The sequence below is a fragment of the Planktotalea arctica genome, assembly GCF_002105285.1.
Classification (GTDB): domain Bacteria; phylum Pseudomonadota; class Alphaproteobacteria; order Rhodobacterales; family Rhodobacteraceae; genus Planktotalea; species Planktotalea arctica.
The window spans coordinates 1-16850 of record NZ_MUHR01000031.1 but is presented as its reverse complement, the minus strand read 5'-3'; the positions used below and the strand labels follow the sequence as shown (position 1 = coordinate 16850).

General features: G+C 56.8%; 16 protein-coding genes. 6 read left to right on the top strand and 10 right to left on the bottom strand.

Annotation, left to right across the window (positions count from 1 at the left end; genetic code table 11):
- The first annotated feature begins 91 nt into the window (after nucleotides 1–91).
- The 4 genes from B9P63_RS18440 to B9P63_RS18425 all read left to right on the top strand — a co-directional run bounded on the left by B9P63_RS18440 (nucleotide 92) and on the right by B9P63_RS18425 (nucleotide 3765).
- Nucleotides 92–849 (top strand): IS5 family transposase gene (locus tag B9P63_RS18440; RefSeq protein ID WP_425439766.1). Its coding sequence is split into 2 segments (ribosomal slippage): nucleotides 92–416 and nucleotides 416–849, totalling 759 coding nucleotides; the frame shifts between segments, so codons are not numbered across the junction.
- 104 nt (nucleotides 850–953) lie between these two features.
- Nucleotides 954–1988 (top strand): IS110 family RNA-guided transposase, encoded by a 1035-nt coding sequence (locus B9P63_RS18435; RefSeq protein ID WP_085311558.1) that lies wholly within the window; start codon nucleotides 954–956, stop codon nucleotides 1986–1988.
- A 309-nt stretch (nucleotides 1989–2297) separates the two neighbouring features.
- Nucleotides 2298–3014 carry a glutathione S-transferase C-terminal domain-containing protein gene (locus B9P63_RS18430; protein WP_245830763.1) on the top strand — a complete coding sequence of 239 codons (717 nt, stop codon included), beginning with the start codon at nucleotides 2298–2300 and terminating at the stop codon, nucleotides 3012–3014.
- Between the two features lie 64 nt (nucleotides 3015–3078).
- A complete protein-coding gene (locus tag B9P63_RS18425) occupies nucleotides 3079–3765 on the top strand; it encodes a glutathione S-transferase family protein (RefSeq protein WP_085311556.1) in 687 nt (228 codons plus the stop codon).
- 559 nt (nucleotides 3766–4324) lie between these two features.
- Here B9P63_RS18425 and B9P63_RS18420 read toward each other — a convergent pair.
- The 8 genes from B9P63_RS18420 to B9P63_RS18380 form a co-directional block, all read right to left on the bottom strand.
- Nucleotides 4325–5935, bottom strand: a complete 1611-nt coding sequence (locus B9P63_RS18420; RefSeq protein WP_085311554.1) for an alkaline phosphatase family protein — start codon at nucleotides 5933–5935, stop codon at nucleotides 4325–4327.
- Nucleotides 5936–6892: a formylglycine-generating enzyme family protein gene (locus tag B9P63_RS18415; protein WP_245830761.1), complete on the bottom strand. Its 957-nt coding sequence runs from the start codon at nucleotides 6890–6892 to the stop codon at nucleotides 5936–5938.
- Between the two features lie 19 nt (nucleotides 6893–6911).
- The gene (locus B9P63_RS18410) at nucleotides 6912–8438 is read right to left on the bottom strand and encodes a sulfatase family protein (RefSeq protein ID WP_085311550.1); all 1527 of its coding nucleotides are present in this window, start codon (nucleotides 8436–8438) and stop codon (nucleotides 6912–6914) included.
- A gap of 7 nt (nucleotides 8439–8445) precedes the next feature.
- Entirely contained in the window at nucleotides 8446–9270 is an 825-nt protein-coding gene (locus B9P63_RS19055) for a universal stress protein (protein WP_176219206.1), read from the bottom strand.
- Nucleotides 9270–10865: a tripartite tricarboxylate transporter permease gene (locus B9P63_RS18395; RefSeq protein ID WP_085311562.1), complete on the bottom strand. Its 1596-nt coding sequence runs from the start codon at nucleotides 10863–10865 to the stop codon at nucleotides 9270–9272. The genes B9P63_RS19055 and B9P63_RS18395 overlap by 1 nt, the downstream gene beginning before the upstream one ends.
- A gap of 7 nt (nucleotides 10866–10872) precedes the next feature.
- Nucleotides 10873–11445: a hypothetical protein gene (locus tag B9P63_RS18390; protein WP_085311546.1), complete on the bottom strand. Its 573-nt coding sequence runs from the start codon at nucleotides 11443–11445 to the stop codon at nucleotides 10873–10875.
- Nucleotides 11446–11509: 64 nt separating this feature from the next.
- On the bottom strand, nucleotides 11510–12463 hold the full coding sequence (locus tag B9P63_RS18385) for a tripartite tricarboxylate transporter substrate-binding protein (protein ID WP_085311544.1): 954 nt from the start codon (nucleotides 12461–12463) through the stop codon (nucleotides 11510–11512).
- Between the two features lie 31 nt (nucleotides 12464–12494).
- On the bottom strand, nucleotides 12495–13928 hold the full coding sequence (locus tag B9P63_RS18380; RefSeq protein WP_245830759.1) for a sulfatase family protein: 1434 nt from the start codon (nucleotides 13926–13928) through the stop codon (nucleotides 12495–12497).
- 111 nt (nucleotides 13929–14039) lie between these two features.
- Between B9P63_RS18380 and B9P63_RS18375 the strand changes: the two genes are divergently transcribed.
- Nucleotides 14040–14507: a MarR family winged helix-turn-helix transcriptional regulator gene (locus B9P63_RS18375; protein ID WP_085311542.1), complete on the top strand. Its 468-nt coding sequence runs from the start codon at nucleotides 14040–14042 to the stop codon at nucleotides 14505–14507.
- Nucleotides 14508–14522: 15 nt separating this feature from the next.
- On the opposite strand, the gene B9P63_RS18370 is transcribed toward B9P63_RS18375, so the two are convergent.
- Complete coding sequence (locus B9P63_RS18370) at nucleotides 14523–14861, bottom strand: glutathione S-transferase C-terminal domain-containing protein (RefSeq protein WP_085311540.1); 339 nt, start codon at nucleotides 14859–14861, stop codon at nucleotides 14523–14525.
- 552 nt (nucleotides 14862–15413) lie between these two features.
- The gene (locus B9P63_RS18365; RefSeq protein WP_085311537.1) at nucleotides 15414–15989 is read right to left on the bottom strand and encodes a TetR/AcrR family transcriptional regulator; all 576 of its coding nucleotides are present in this window, start codon (nucleotides 15987–15989) and stop codon (nucleotides 15414–15416) included.
- A 101-nt stretch (nucleotides 15990–16090) separates the two neighbouring features.
- Between B9P63_RS18365 and B9P63_RS18360 the strand changes: the two genes are divergently transcribed.
- Nucleotides 16091–16657 (top strand): carboxymuconolactone decarboxylase family protein, encoded by a 567-nt coding sequence (locus B9P63_RS18360; protein WP_085311535.1) that lies wholly within the window; start codon nucleotides 16091–16093, stop codon nucleotides 16655–16657.
- Nucleotides 16658–16850 lie beyond the last annotated feature (193 nt).

Here is a 16850-nt window from a genome sequence, read left to right as displayed (position 1 = left end):
TGAGCCGGAGTTGATTAGGCTCAGGACCCATTAATTGCCTTGATGCTGGTTTGTCGTCATGATTCACGAACCCCAATGATTTGGGGGAACGATGAGCAATCTTTACTGGCTAACCGAAGAACAGATGAGGCGGCTTCGTCCGTACTTTCCAAGGAGCCGAGGTAGGCCACGCGTCGACGATAGGCGTGTTTTGAGTGGTATTATCTTCATCAATCGCAATGGCTTACGCTGGTGTGATGCCCCCGCAGCGTATGGTCCGCCCAAGACGTTGTACAACCGCTGGAAACGCTGGAGCGATATAGGTGTGTTTGCCCGGATAATGACGGGGTTGGCAGCGGAGGCACCCGATAATCAGACCATCTCGATCGACGCGACCTACCTCAAAGCGCACCGCACTGCCTCAAGCCTGGGGCTTAAAAAGGGGGGCGTGGTCGTCTAATCGGTCAGACAAAGGGCGGCATGAACACCAAATTGCATGCTGTCACTGACACCAGCGGTCGCCCAATCCGCTTCTTCATAACCGCCGGTCAGGTCAGCGATTACACCGGTGCGGCGGCTTTGCTGAGCGGTTTACCAGATGCGGAATGGTTGCTCGCCGACAGGGGCTATGATGCCGATTGGTTCCGAGAAGCCTTAACAGACAGGGGCACAAAGCCTTGTATCCCTGGTCGCAAGTCACGCAATAAGACCGTTCGATACGACAAGCGCCGTTACAAACGCCGCAACAGGATCGAACGCATGTTTGGCAGGCTTAAAGACTGGCGGCGAGTGGCAACCCGTTACGATAGGTGTCCAAAGGTTTTCCTGTCTGCAATCGCGCTCGCCGCAACCGTCATATTCTGGTTATGAGATGCTGTAACGGGGGCCTGCGTCGCGCACATGCCGTTATCTATTGCATTCCCAGAGGCAAGCTGTCGCCGTTCCCGTACCATATCTTGAAGGAGGAATACGGGATGAAGTTATTTATTGGACTTGATGTATCGCTCGCAAAGACTGCGGTTTGTGTGGTCAACGAACATGGTAAAATCATCAAGGAAACCGAAATCGCCAGCGAGCCCGAGACGCTCTCGCTGTTTGCAGGCACGCTGCCTGGGATGATTGCAATCATTGGGCTGGAAGCGGGACCATTGTCGCAATGGCTGCATCGTGGAATGACTGAAGCAGGGCTTGATGTCGTGCTTATGGAGACCAGACAAGTGAAGGGCGCATTGAAGGCAATGCCGATTAAAACCGACCGGCGGGATGCCGAAGGGATTGCCCGACTGCTTCATATCGGCTGGTTCAGGCCGGTGCATTGCAAATCCGTATCTGCACAGGAGGTTCGCGCCTTACTGGGTGCCCGCAAAGCAATCCAGCAGGGTATGATTACCCTTGAGATGTCCCTGCGCGGTCTGCTGCGGAACTTCGGGCTCAAAGTCGGCGCGATCTCGCGCGGGCGTTATGACGTGCGAGTGCGTGAACTTGTAGCGGGCAATGCCATGCTAGAGGTAGCAACTACACCTATGCTCAAATCGCGCGCTGCGCTGCGCCAAGAACTGGCTAATCTGGAACGTGAAGTTCGCGGCCTTGCGAAGGATGACCCTGTCTGTCGCGTGTTGATGACAATGCCAGGCATAGGAGCGGTTGTCGCTTTGACTTTCAAATCCGCTGTGGATGATCCCAGTCGCTTTAAGTCTTCCAAACGCGTTGAGCCTTGGGTGGGCTTAACGCCATCGCGACATCAATCTGGAGAGCGCGATGTTATTGGCGGCATCACAAAGGCGGGTGACGTAAATTTGCGCAGAGCATTATGTCAGGCTGCGACAGTAATGCTACACCGCGGTCGCCCCTCATGGCTTAGAACTTGGGCTGCGCGCGTGGCCAAGCGCCGGGGGAACAAGAGGGCGATGGTCGCGCTGGTAAGGCGCATTGGTGTTGTTCTTCATCGCATGTGGCGAGACGGCACCGAGTTCAATCACGCAGCCCCTCCAACCGTTGGGGGCGTCTAGGCAGAATCATAACGCTTGAGAGCGAACCATTGAAGGCTGCTTGACCGCGGCCCTTAGAGGTCCCCACCGGGACGTGGTTCCGAAGATGCCGTGGTCAGGACTGTTGCCGAACAAACCTTCGAGCACGCTTATGAGATGGGCACTTCGGGCTACCACACTGGACCAGCATCATGTTGGCAGCCATCGCGCTGACCACGGACCGAAGCATGAACCCGGGGAAGATCTTGTATTGAAGGGTCACGAAACAGCAGCAGTTCAAAAACCGCTCCCTACCTTGTCGAAGTGTATTTGCAACGGTGATCGCCGCCAGTGCCAAATAGTGCTCGCCATAAAACCATTGACAGAGAAGCTTCCGTTACCGAAGTCCTGAACCTAAGCCGATGGACGGACGGGGCCCTGTTCGACCAAACCGTGCGTCACATTCTGGGTGTGGCTGGCGATCAGCTGGATAAGGATTTTGCGGCGGATCGTGGGCGGCTATACCTCGGAGAGGACTGGGCGGCAGCGTTGAAACAAGCCAACGCAGACCTGCCCCATCTGGTGTCGCAAGTGCGCGCACCGCTGTCATGGCTGAACACGCAAATGTCTGACGGGCGGGCATTCCTGCTTGGTCCGCAGCCCGCGGCGATCGACGCACAATTCTACCACGTGGTCTGGTTCTTGCGCGGCCGCTGGGCCGACGGACCGTCATTCCTGTCGGAATTCAAAGACCTTGTCCGCTGGGAAGCTAATATTCAAGGCATTGGCCATGGAACCTGTAGCGATATGGATCCGCAGGATGCCATTTTGCGCGCAAAGAGCCTGGAACCGACCTCCGAGACCGGTGTAGCGCCACATGACCCACAGGGGCTTTCGGTTGGGCAGCGAGTGACTGTGCAGCCAGATGTGAATGGCGGCGAACAACCAGTCGCAGGAACCTTGCGCTACGCCGATGCCGAGACCGTAGTCATCGAACGCTCGGCTGAGGACGTGGGCAACGTATGCGTCCATTTCCCACGGTCTGGCTATCGGATAAACGTGCTGTGATGCGTTCCGACACTCAAGATCAAGCGATGTTAAACGTAAACCATCACATGGAAAAGGCCGTCAGATGATTGATCTCTACACATGGACGACACCAAATGGCCGCAAGGTTTCGATCCTCCTCGAAGAACTTGGCGTCCCTTACAAGGTGCATGCAATCGACATCACCAAGGACGAGCAATTCGCACCTGATTTCCTAAAAATCGCACCGAACAACCGCATCCCCGCGATCGTGGATCAAGAGACCGGTCTTCAATTAACGGAGTCGGGCGCGATCATGATGTATCTGGCGGACAAGTATAAAAAGTTTCAATGCGAGGGCCCCGAATATTGGCCAATGGTTGAATGGTTGATGTGGCAAATGGGCGGCTTGGGCCCAATGCTGGGGCAGACCCATCACTTTGTGAAATATAACAAAGGCAAATCGGAATACGCCGAGAAGCGCTACGCCGCTGAAACGCACCGTTTGTACACTGTTCTGAACATACGCTTGGAAGGGCGTGATTTCATAGCAGGGGCAGGCCGTGGCACCTATTCAATTGCAGACATGGCATGCTGGCCTTGGGTGTCGCGCTTTGAATGGCAAGAAGTTGACTTGAACGCTTTTCCAAACATCAAAGACTGGTATTTACGCATCGCTGAACGCCCAGTGGTGCAAGCTGGCTATTCCGTTCCCAAATATACAACCGACGTTCCAATGCCAAAACCAAAACCCTGTGTTGAAATGACCGATGGAGGGGGAATGCGTGCCTGAATTTGTTGAACCGAGGCACAACACCCAAGGCCACCGGACCAATGCACTATTTTGAACGCGACCCCACCGGGTGATGTTCATTGCGTCACAGTATCTTGTTCCCAAGGCCCGAAAAGTCCGCGACCCGATTGTTGGACCCGGACGTAGCGAAAAAGTAGTTTGGATTTTGCACTAGGTCTCGGATATCAATGGCTGCTCCGGTGAAGTTCGCTGCATTGCTGCAAGAAACCTGCTGTTGGTGCGAAGAAATGCTGCGTCGGCAATAGCCGCGACTGCACAAGGCAGGTTCGTCCCGCTCTGCGGGCCTTGGTTCGTTGTGCAGCTAAGGTCCAGTCCGAGCCCAACTCGGCCATTATAGTTCTGTGCAGCGAGCGCGCGCAGCGAGAAGAATGCGGCACAAGCTTCAAACTTCATGCTGTCACGCAGCAGAACAACAGGCCATTTGTACAGGTTGCACCATGAATCCAGTGGCGGAGTCACAGTCTGCAGACAAGGTGGATGTTCGCAATTCGAGTGCACCCCCAAATAACAAGTGAAACCAGCGCGTAGGCCAAATTGTTTAGTTGCCGCTTTCGCCGTCTCCTCGGGCCTCGGCAAGTTCCGCACCGTCCCAGAATCCAACGATAATGCCTTTTGCCAGTTCCCCGCCTTTGCGACGGGCGATTTGATCATCTGAGACAGTGACGCGGTTGTGATGTCCGCGCGACCATTGCGCCAGTCGGTTGGCAAGCCGGTCACGCTCGGCTGCAAAGGCTGGATCATCGCCAAGGTCACAGAGTTCATCTGGGTCGGCCTTTAGATCATAAAGCATGGGCCGGAACCCTTCGGCGTGGGTGTATTTCCAGCGCCCGTCAAAGACCATCGTCAGGCGACAGTCGCCGACAGGTTGGTTCAGGATGCGGCGCGCGCGGCGCATGGAATAGTCGTATTCACTGACCACTGCATCACGCCACTCAGGTGTCTCGTCGCGTAGGAGCGGGAGGAGCGAGCAGCCTTCGAGAATGTGAGGCCGCGCCTCGCCGCCGAACCAATCCACGAAAGTAGGTGCCAGATCAATCGCCTCAATCAGATCATCGCGGACCTGCCCGCGCGTGTCGTCTGCCTCGGGCGACGGATCCACCACGATCAGAGGCACGCGGGCGGAGGCATCGTGGAAAAGCTCTTTTTCACCCAGCCAGTGATCGCCAAGGTAATCGCCGTGATCCGAGGTAAAGACGATCAGCGTATCTTTGGTGATGTCGCGCGCATCTAGCCATGCCATCAATCGCCCGATCTGGTCATCGATCTGCGCGATCAGGCCCATGTAGGCAGGGATGACGCGGTTGCGGACTTCATCACTGGTGAAAACCTTTGAGAAGCGGTGTTCGAAATAGGCGGCAAGGACGGGGTGTGCTTCGGTGCGTTCTGCGTTGGATCGAACGGCGGGCAAAACGTGTTCGGGCCCATACATATCGTGGTAGGGTGCCGGCACGATATAGGGCCAGTGTGGTTTGATATAACTCAGGTGCAGGCACCACGGCTGATCGCCCGCATCCTCGATGAACTCCATCGCACGTGTGGTGGAATACGGGGTTTCCGAGTGCTCTTGCGCCACGCGCGCAGGCTTGTCGGCATTTTCCATGAGCCAACCGGAAAGGATATTTCCATCCGTATCCTCGGCCGCATTGGCCACATCTTCCCAAGGGTTTTCGACATCGTACCCCTGACGGCGCAGATACTCGTTGTAATGGGTCGGAACCTTGCCGCCTGTTGGATGCAGTCCATCGAGCCTGTCCCAAACCTCAAACCCGCATTCCGCAATGCGGCGGCCCTTGGGCGAGGCCGGGTCGATGCCAAGCCGCGTCATGCCTTCGATATCGGCGGTCATGTGGGTTTTGCCACAAAGCGCGGTACGCACGCCCAATGGGTCAAGATGATCGCCCAAGGTCATTTCACCGACGCGAAGCGGGATGTTGTTCCAGGTGCTGCCGTGGGAGCGCACATAGCGCCCCGTGTAGGTCGACATGCGCGAGGGGCCGCAGATCGGCGATTGGACGTAGGCACGATCAAATCGCACACCACGGGCGGCGAGCGCATCGATATTGGGTGTCTTGAGATGGGGGTGACCAGCGCAGCCGAGGTAGTCGTGGCGTAGCTGGTCGCACATGATGAAAAGGACGTTCTTGGGCATTTAATCCGCCTTCCAGACGACCCGAAAGCCGTGATGAGTTGTACTGCTGTCAGGCGACGTGCCCGAGCGCGCGGCAATGCGATACCGGTAGCAATAACTGCGATGACACAGGAACGAACCGCCTTTGGAGAGCTTGTAGCCCTTCATCGCGCGCAGGCGGTCTTTGACTTGCCGCTTGAGGGATCGGATCCGGTAGGGTTCAGACGTCCATTCCCAGACATTGCCGACCATGTTGTAGAGGCCGTAGCCGTTGGGGGCGAAGGATTGCGCAGCGGCCGTTGTTGCATAACCGTCGCGGCAGGTGTTCACGTCCGGAAACTGGCCCTGCCAGATGTTGCAGGGTGTGTAGGTGTCATCGTCCGGCTCTGCATCGCCCCATGGGAACAGCACATCCCCAAGTCCGCCGCGCGCGGCATGTTCCCATTCCGCCTCGGACGGAAGCCTGCCGCCGGCCCATGTGCAATAGGCGCGGGCGTCGGCCCATGAGACTTGAACGACAGGATGGTTGGGCAAACATGCCTCTTCGGTGCTCGGCCCGTTTGGCGCGGCCCAATAGGCTCCGTCCACACGTCGCCACCATTCGACCTCCACCACGCCGCTCGTCGCGCCGTAGCTGTCGGGAACTTGGTCCCAAAAGACGAAGGACCAGCCGAACCGTTCGGCCTCGGTGACATAACCAGTGTCTACAACAAAAGCGGCGAACTCGGCGTTCGTTACTGTAGTGGACCCGATCAAGTACGCATCAAGGCGGGTTTTGCGCAGCGGGCTTTCGCCATCGTCAGGGATTCTCGGCGCATTTGTGCCAATAAGCGCACGCCCACCGGGGATATACACAGCGTGGCTGGCAACCCGTCTCGTACTGCCCACCTGAAGATGACTGACCGCAGGTGCGCGCCCTTCGCGCGCTGGCGTGCAGCACAGTTTACTGGCCTCGCCCATACCGTCCGTTGTGGTCATTCAGCCCCTCTTGCGCCGCTTATCCTGGCCCGACAGGCGTGTTGATCGGGCCGATGTCATCGGGGCGCTGCGCCAGATAGGTCTCAAGCTCATCTCTCAGGTTCGCCCGTGTTGGATCGTCGAATATGTTATGCATCTCATGGGGATCTGATGCCAGATCGTACATCTCTCCCGCGTCGGATCGCAGGTCCTTGGTCAGCTTTGCCGACTTGGTGCGCACCGTGCGCAAGGACAGGGCAACGCCGACGCGATTTGGCAAAAGCTCCCATTCCATCATTGCGAAATCGCGCTGCCCGTCGCCCTCAAGAAGTGGCCTAAGGCTGGTCCCGTGCTGCGGAAGGCCCGGCGCGACATCGGCGAAATCCGAAAACGTCGCTGCGATGTCAAGTGTTGAGACCGGTGCGTCCACCACGTGCCCTGCCCTGACGCCCGGACCGGTGACAAGCATCGGTACCCGCAAGAGCCCTTCATACGGCATCGGCCCCTTCAGGATCAGCCCGTGATCGCCCAGCCAATCGCCGTGATCTGAGGTGTAGATAACGATGGTGTTCTCTGCCAGTCCAGCGTCTTCGAGTGCCGCCATGATCCGCCCCACCTGCGCGTCAATAAAGGCGATCTGGCCATAGGTGTTTGCGATAATTTCACGCAATTGGTCGTCGGTTTGCGGGTCAATCCGCGAATAGGTCGAGCGGACCTTGACCTCATCTGCATTCCCTTGCGGGCTGTTTTCCAAGGCAGCGCGGTGCCACCACGGGCGGTTGTCCAGATCACGGGTGCGGTGCAGAGGCAGGTCAACCTTGACCAGATCATGCAGCTTGGACCACGGTTCGGGGCAATCGAATGGATGATGCGGATCCACAAAGCTAACCCATGCGCAGAAGGGCTTCTCGCTGTCACGGCCATTTGAGAGCCAGTCAATCGCGCGATCCGCCGTCCACGGGGTGTAGTGCCATTCGGGCGGAAGCTGCGAATGCCATGTTTGCGCGGCCCCTTTAGTGTCGTCGCTGCCAGCCAGATACCGGGCCACGCGGTCTTCGCCCTGGCCATCGCCATAGAAAAACTGCTCGTAATGCAGACCCTTAGGCGGTTGCTGGGGCGGGTGGTTCGACGGGCCGGACAGCATCAATTCGACATGGTTGAAGCCCATATAAGGTCCGAACCAATCGGGGCCAAAGTCGACCGACGACAGACCGGATTCAGGTCGGCCCGTGGGTTCGCGCGGGTCGTAACTTGAAAAATGCGCCTTACCGAAAAAGCCGGTGTCATAACCTGCGGCAGCCAGCGTTCCGGCAAAGCCTTTGGCACCGATGTCCTCGTCCAGATCAATCCCGTTGTCATGCACACCGTGGGTGCGGCAGAGCTGACCTGTGAGGATTGACGCGCGCGCGGGCTGACACACGGGCGCCGGGCAAATCGCAGAACTGAAACGCGTGCCACGCTCGGCCATTCGGTCAAGATGGGGCGTTTTGACGGCCCGTCCTTCAACACCCAGACAATCGCCGCGATGTTGATCTGCCGTGATGAACAGGAAATTGGGTTGGGTCATCTGCGCCTCAATGAGAGATCAGGACAGGGGTTGTCGCGTTCTGCAACACGGACATGGTCGTTCCGCCGAACACCTCTTGTCGAAACATGCTGTGCTCGAACGCGCCCATGACCAACAGGCCCGCGCCGATCTCGTCGCAGTAGTCAAGGATGGCCTCACCGATCCGGCGCGCGCCCTTTTCACGGCGCACGCGGACCGCATTGACCTCATGACGCGTTAGGGCCTTGACCACGTCGACCCCGTCCAATGGAGGGCGGATATTGGTCCCGACACTCAGCACATCCACACGCTGTTTTGTCTCAAGGATCAGCATGGCGTCGTTCATCGCGCGGGTTGCGGCGCGCGCTCCGTCCCAGGCCAATACCGTGGGCTTGTCGATGAAAGACGGGTCCAGATCGCCCGGTGGCACAACCAGCACCGGACGCCCTGCTTTCATTGCAATGCGCTCTGGATGAAGGCTGGTCTCCGCAGGCTCATTCGCCATATGCCGCCCGACAATCGTGATGTCATACATGCAGGCGTATTGCGCAACAGTGCTGTCCGGCGTGGCCGCAAGAGTGATCCAATGTACCTTTTCCTGGGGTGCCGTTCCCAGCACCCCGCGAAAGCGCGCTTCCAGACGCGTTTCTTCGGATTGCACAGCGGTCTCGATGATCTCACGAACGTTTTCGGGCACCCAAGGGCGGCGGGCGAAGGTGTCACGTTGCCCCTCATGGGCCAGCAGGCCAGTCACATGGGCCGCGTATTTCTTTTGCATCTGTGCTGCCACGAGCAGCGCATTTTCTGACGCTTCCGATCCATTGAAGGCAACCAGTATATTCTTGATGGCCATCAGCTGTCCCTTTCCGCCGCGATGGCCTTGTTTGCTGCCGGTTTCTTGGGCCGCGAGAAGAATATGATCACGCCAACAGCGATCAGCAGGAACAGGATCGAAAGCGGGCTCTTGAACAGGAACCATGAATCGCCCCCTGAGACTGCAAAGGCTTGCCGGATGGACGTCTCAAGATTCCCCGCAAGGATGAAGGCGATCACGAACGGCAACGTGGGGACCTTGAGCTTGCGCATCAGATAGCCAAGGATCGCGAAGGCAAAGGCAAAGTAGAAGGCGTTGAAATCGGTTTCCTGCACATAGATCGCCGTCAGCGTAAGCAGCAGTACGATGGGCAACAGCACCTGTTTGGGGATGCGCGACATGACCCCACAGGCGGCCATGATCCGGCCCCCGATGATCCAGTTCATGATATTGGCCAGCATCATCGCCGTGAACAGGCCAAAGGCAATCACGAGTTCGGGGTTCACCTCTGAGGTGGTGAAGCGAAAGACACCGGGGCCTGGGTTAAAGCCGCCAATGGATTCTGCGGCCAAGATCAGGAACACCGCGCCCACATTGCCCGGAATGCCCAGTGACAGTACGGGGATCAGGTTCGCGCCTGAAACTGAGCTGTTGGCGGCCTCGGTCGCGGCAACCCCTTCCGGTGTGCCATCGCCGAATTTTACCGGTCCCTTGTGCATCCGGTCGCCCGTCGCATAGCCAAGCGTAGCCGCGAGTGTTGACCCAATACCGGGCAGCGCGCCGATGCCTGTTCCAATAAGGGCCGAGACGGAGATATAAGGAAACAACCGCTTGCGCTCCGCCCATGTCAGGCGTTGGTCGCCCTCCTGTTGGACCTCTTTGATTTTCTCGACCCTGCGATCCCGCCACATCTGCTCGAACGCATAGAGGACTTCGCCAAGGATTAAGACGCCAAGGACCGCTGTGATCAACGGCACGCCGTTGGCCAGAAAATCGGTCTCAAACGTCAGCCGTGGATAGGAATCTTCGCCTGTCGCAATCGCCGCCACGAAAAGGCCAAAGAACGCCGCGATCATACCTTTCATCGGCGACGCGCCAACCACAGCGGCCACAAAGGCCAGCGACAGCAGGATCAGGGCCGCCTTTTCGCCAAAGCCCAAGTAAGCCTCGACCGCGATGGCAAGGAAGGGCGCACAGGTGAACAGCACGATGTCTGAAAACGTATCCCCAGACACGGATGCAAAATGCGCAGTGCGCAGCGCCTTGCCGGCTTGGCCCTTTTGCGCCATCGGGTAGCCGTCAAAGGTGGTCAACATCGCATCCGGCGTGCCGGGTGTGTTGAACAGGATCGCTGGCACCGCCCCACCAACAGTAGCACCCTTCATGACCCCCACTAGAAACCCGAGGACAGGCAACAGAGCGTCGGGTGTAAAACCAAAGATCGACAACAAAATGGGCAACGAGACCGCCATCAGGAAAGGACCCGCCAACCCCGGCGTTGCACCACCCACGATGCCAATGACAAAGCCGCCAAAGACCATGAGCACGGTGATGGGGACACCCAGCCCAAAGATCTCAAACGCAGCAGGGCCTGCAATCACGGCCAGAACACCGGCCCAGACGTATTCAAGCACGCTCAACTTAGAAATCCCCGTTCGGTGGCAACAGGATCGTGTCGAAGGGCAGATCGAAGATCACGATCAGAACGACGATCGCAAGGATCGAACTCAGCGCGCGTTTCCAGCGCATTGACCCTTCAAGCAGAGAGGTAATTCCGAACACCAGAATGAAGCCCCCCGATACGAAACCAATGTATTTCCACGGCACCGTGGAGCGCATTTGCCGATAGGTCGCAGCCTCCTCGCCCGATGGTCCAAACAGCGCCAAGGCAACGGGACCCGCCCAATACATCACGACAAAGGCCGCAATGATGATCGCGAAAAGGCATAGGAAAAAGGCTGCCGTTAGCTTGTCAAAAGGGCCATCCGCCTCGGTGACTTTGCGTCGCCACGACAAAAGCAAATGGACCAAGGCGCAGACGGCAATGCCCAATGCAGCAACCATAGGCAACATGGCGTCACCGATATAAGTCTGGCGGCGAAAGTCATAGATTGGGGGTGTTTCACTGTCGAACGGAACCCAAAGGATTGCCGTCAACAGGCCTGCCAGAAGGCAGATGAGTGCAACCCAGATTTCGGTTTTTCGATCTAGCATGACGTTTACCTCCGATAGCTGACAGAATGCGCCCCGCTCGAACGAACGGGGCGCGAAAGCATCTCTATTCGGACGCGGCCTCAAGTAGAGCGCCGGCTTCTGCATAGCCTTCATCCAGCATGGCGCGCAGATCATTGCCTTGCACCACAACCGGTCCTGCAAAAGCGCGCGAGATCATTTTGTTCAGCTCACCTTCAGGGTCATTGAGGACCTCGGCGATGGCTGTCTGATAGGCCATGCTAACGTCCTCTGACATGCCGCCAGGTGCGACAACCATGAATTTAACACCAAAAGTGAAAGGCACGTTATACTCAGCCAGCATTTGCGCATCGGGAGAAACTCTCAAGGCATCTTCCTCAGCAGAGACGAGGTTAAAGATGTCGCCTGCCTTGATGCCAGGAGTTTGCACACCAGCAGCCCATGCCACGTCGATATCTTTGGCGACAACACCATTTAGACCGCCACGTCCACCTTTGACCATCACGGTTGTGAACTCGACATCAAGTGCTTTGCCAATCACATAGGCGGCATCGGCTAGCTTCTGGCTCATCGCGCCAAAGCTGATGTCTTCGCCCGCTTGAGCAGCAGCAGCCACATCGGCCAGCGTTGTCCAGCCACGATCAGCACGCGCAATGATCCCCATCTGAGACCCTGTGATCGTAGAGAGATAGGTGAAGTCATCTAGCGCGTAGGTTGGATTGCGCGCGGCTTGAATGTTGTAAGTGAACGCCTCGGACACAGTGATCCCGATGGCCAATCCATCTGCAGGCTGGTCCAGCAACGCTTCTGCCATCGCAGCCCCGCCGCGGCCCGTCACGTTTTCAGGAATGACTTCCCAGCCGTTACGCTCGGACAGTTCCTGCGCCAGCAAGCGGCCCATGGTGTCTGCGCCGCCGCCTGCTTGGAAAGCGATCATGACGCTCACGGGGCCTTCGGGGGCCCAATTTTCTGCTGTAGCACTTGTTGCGCCAACTAGTGCAAGGGCCGCGACGGCCCCCTTGAACATCTTAAATTTCATTGCGTTCTCCTCCTGTTACGCATGATTTTTGTTAGGGTCCGGGGATGGGCGTGGCGCCCGATGGTCCAGTATTGAATGCCGCTGCAGGTCCTCCATAACGTGCGACGAGCATGTCTTGATCTGCCTTGGCGCTAGCATCCGTGGCAACGGGATCGCAGATGCGATGCAGGGTAGCCTCCATCGATGATTGCTGCACCGCGAAGGCGGGATCATCGGCAAGGTTGCGGGTCTCAAGCGGGTCGGCCTCTAGGTCGAACAGCTCAGACGCGTAGCCGACATAAGCGTGGTATTTCCAGCGGACATTGGCGACCATGAAACCACCAGAGGCCGAATTGGCCGCGTGGTATTCGGAAAAGACAATCCTGTTGGAGTCGTCGGGCTGTGCCGCGATCTGAACCAAGGACTTGCCGGGCCATTCCGGATCGGACGGCAGATCAATGGTGCCTGTGATGGTCGGCGCGATGTCGAGCAGGCTGACAGGCGTCTGCACGCGCGCGCCTTTCGCAACTTCCGGTCCCGCAAGAATCAGCGGCACTTGCGTGGCCTCACGGTAAAGCACGGATTTCCCCCACCGCCCCCGCATTCCAAGGGTTTCGCCATGATCCGACGTGTAAATCACCAAGGTATTCTCGGCTTGACCCGAGGTTTCGAGCGCGTCCAAAACCTTACCGATTTGGGCGTCGACAAATTCACACAGCGCGTAATATGCGGCAATGGCGGCTTGGCGATTTTCGTCGGTGCCAAGTTCGGCGTCACTGTCCTCAATATTGTTCATCCGAGCGACCCATGGATGCGGTTGATACGCGGGCCCAGGACGAACGGCTGGCATTGGCATTTGCGCTGCGCGGTAACGGGAAAGGTATTCTTCGGGAACGGTCAGCGGAAAATGGGGTGCCACGAAACTGACAAAGGCGCACCATGGCTCTTTCTTTCGTGCCTCAGCCCCAAGCCAATCGGCGGCGGCCTGTGCAACACGCATATCGTAGGCATTGTGTTTCGCCATTCCCGCGCCGATGGGACCCAACATGCCCGTCGCCTTGAGCGTTGTCGGCAGTGGGTTGCGGACCGATCCCCAGACTTGCCCAACACCACCGGCGATATGGAGCGGCATGATCTGGTCATCAAATCCGGTGGGGTCGGCTTCGGACCGATAGTGCAGCTTGCCGATGCTGGTCACGGGCACGCCGCCCGATTGCAGAATATGACCCCACCCCGCGACACGCCCGTCATAGGCATGGGCGTTATCCCAATACCTCGTCTTGTGCACGTATCGCCCCGTGGCAACGGCAGCACGGGCCGGGACACAGATCGGGCTTGGCGTGTAGGCGTTCTGAAACAGAGTGCCCCGTGCAGCCAGTCGGTCCAGGTGAGGGGTTTTGGCAACGGGATGGCCAAGGGCGGACAAAGCAGCAGCTTGGTGTTCGTCGGCCATGATAAACAGGACGTTGGTGTGTTGCTGTGTCAAGCTGCCCTCCTCCCAAAGACCAATGTTGCTTTCACTCAACTTTCGACTCTGATAACTTAATATACATAACTCAACAACAATAATGTTGTATACTCAACAATATAGGTCGATATGCTGGTCACTGCCAAATCCCTTGAGCATCAACTTGAAAAAGTGAGAGAGCTGGAATCGCGACTGACGTTCAGGCTGTCGGTGCTGAGCAAACTGCTGGACCATCAGGCGCAAGAGCTTTTGGTCGATACCGACATTAACCTGACATCTTACAGAATTCTGAATGTTATCAATACGTTCACGGCGGCATCCATTTCAGATATCAGCCGTTTTTGCGGAATTGACCGCGCACAGGTAAGTCGCACGGCGGTTGATCTGCAAAAGCGCGGTTTGGTCGCATTTACGGACGATCCCATAAGCAAGCGAAAGAAAATCGTGTCGCTAAGCCCCGCAGGTGCAGAGCTGCTTGAAACACTTCATCCCAAGTTTCTGGCGCGTAACGCTGAATTTGATGACCTGCTTGGGCCTGAGCGAGTGAAGGCGCTGACAGAGGCGATTAATATCCTCAGCGAACATGTCACCAATTAGCTGCGGGTTTTGGGGTTAGGGCGCTGGCGGCCCGACAGTGTCTGGGTGCGCATCTGCAAAGGCAGGCATGTCTTGCGTTGCCTCGGCGATTGCCTGAATACGACGATGATTGGCGTAATCAACGCCCCAGCGTTCCGCATTGTAAAGCTGCGGGATCAGGCAGCAATCCGCCAGTGTTGGCGTGTCACCATAACTGAAGGTGGCCCGCGCATCCTGCGCAAAAAGGGCCTCTAGGTTGGTTAGACCCTTGGCGATGACATGTGTTATCCAATCAGCCTTGGCTGCGTTTGCGTCTTTCGTCAGATTGGCAGCATGGGTCGCCACGGAAAGGTTGCAAACGGGGCGAATTTCCATCGCTACAGCGTAGGACTGGGCTTTCGCAGCGGGGAAATCGGACTCACACGTTGGTCTTTTTGCAGGCATCCGCTGCGGTTGAAAGTGCAACGTGTCGCCAAACATCCGCTTCCTCAAACAGTGAACCTATACCTCGAAACTGCAGCGCACGTTCGGTTTCCTCTGCAGTCTGTGAATTCGACCTTTGATCCTTGCTGTACTCTGCACAAATGGCTGGTTTTCCCGCTGCGCGGCAGCACCGAATTCTACGCTGACGCAGCATTTTCCACGCTGCTAGCGCATGCAGCGAGAAAACCTAACTCACACATCGGGCTCAGACCGAACCGTCGTTGAAAAAATTGGAGCGACGGCTGTCTGAGAGGGAACGGCACGCTATTTTGGCTTTGTTCCCGTAAACACCAATGTTTTGAACAGCTTGGCATAGGTTACCACGAACATGCCCAACGGCAGGTCTGAGAACATCAGATAGCGGCCTGTCGCCGCACCACCGCATGGCGGCTCTGAGCCCGAAGTGCTGGATGCTGCGCAAAGACCAAATGACGGCTAACGGATTTATTGAAGTCTGGTCAAGCCGTCTGCTATCTCCGCCGCGATTGCTTTCGCGTCGACACCTTCGCGCTCGGCTGAGACCCTCAAACCTAAAAGATCAGACTGGTACCTGCGGGCAAGCACCTGAGGATCATGCGAAAGATCAATGTCGCCTGCTGATTGAGCCTGCCGAAACAACTCCGCAAAATGCCCTTCCATCTTCAGCAGATGCAAATTTGCGTCCTGCGCCAGAGGATGACTATGTGCGTGAAGTTCAAGAAGTGTCTTTGACAACATGCATGCCTTGGCGGGAGCGGCATCGTTCTCGACGACCATCTTGGGGAAACATTGAAGCGCTTTGATCGGGCCATGTTCTTGCTCTAACGCTTTCAGGCGCTCCCGGCCATCAGTCGCGTATTTTTCCATTGCAAGCGTAAATAGCGCGTCCTTCGAGCCGAACGCTGCATAGAAGCTGCCCGGCTTCATCTGTAAAACAACTTCGAGGTCTTTTAACGACGTTCCTGCCCATCCGCGTTTCCAAAACAAATCGCGTGCGCGTTCAATCAACTCATCTCGATCATAATTTGGCTTTCGTGGCATCGGCTCACCGTTTTTTGAATGATCACTCAACTATATACTTGAGTGATCACTCAAGAAAGTCTAAAAGCCAATAGTCAGCAATTTACAAAGGACGCACCAACATGACTTTCCCCTCCCACGATCTCGACACTGCCCCAGAAGGCTCAAAACCATTGCTTGAGAACTCGCAAAAGGCCTTTGGGAGGTTGCCTGGTCTGCACAAGGTCCTGGCAGAGAGCCCGCAAGCATATGAGGCATACCAACTGCTTCACAAGTTGTTCACGGAAACAGATTTTAATGCGGATGAGCTGACCGTTGTTTGGCAAGCTATCAATGTTGAACACTCATGCCACTACTGCGTACCTGCACACACCGGTATTGCAAAGATGATGAAGGTCTCGGACGAAATCACCGACGCCCTGCGCAACGAAACGCCGTTACCATTAGCCAAGCTTGAAGCCTTGCGCACGTTCACGATTCAGATGGTGCGCGAACGTGGAAACGCTACGGATGCTCAATTGGAAGCCTTCTTTGCTGCCGGTTACAGCCACCGTGCAGTTTTGGATGTCATCTTGGGTATCGCCCAAAAAACGATGTCCAATTACATCAACCACGTGGCGGTTACACCGGTTGACGAGGTGTTCCATCCTTTGAAATGGCAGCGTGGACCAACACCTCTCGCAGTTTAGAATAATGAAGGCGCGCTTGCACGCAAAAGTCGAGCGCGCCCTATTTCCCTCCAGAATTCAAGCAGACATTCCGATTGGTGTGGCCAATGGTGACAAAGTCCGGCGTCTTGGCCTAAGGGCCCCGAAGCTGCATACTTGGGCGTCTTTGGGAACAAATAGTGTATACTTCATGTTGGCTTTGTTGATGGCGTGG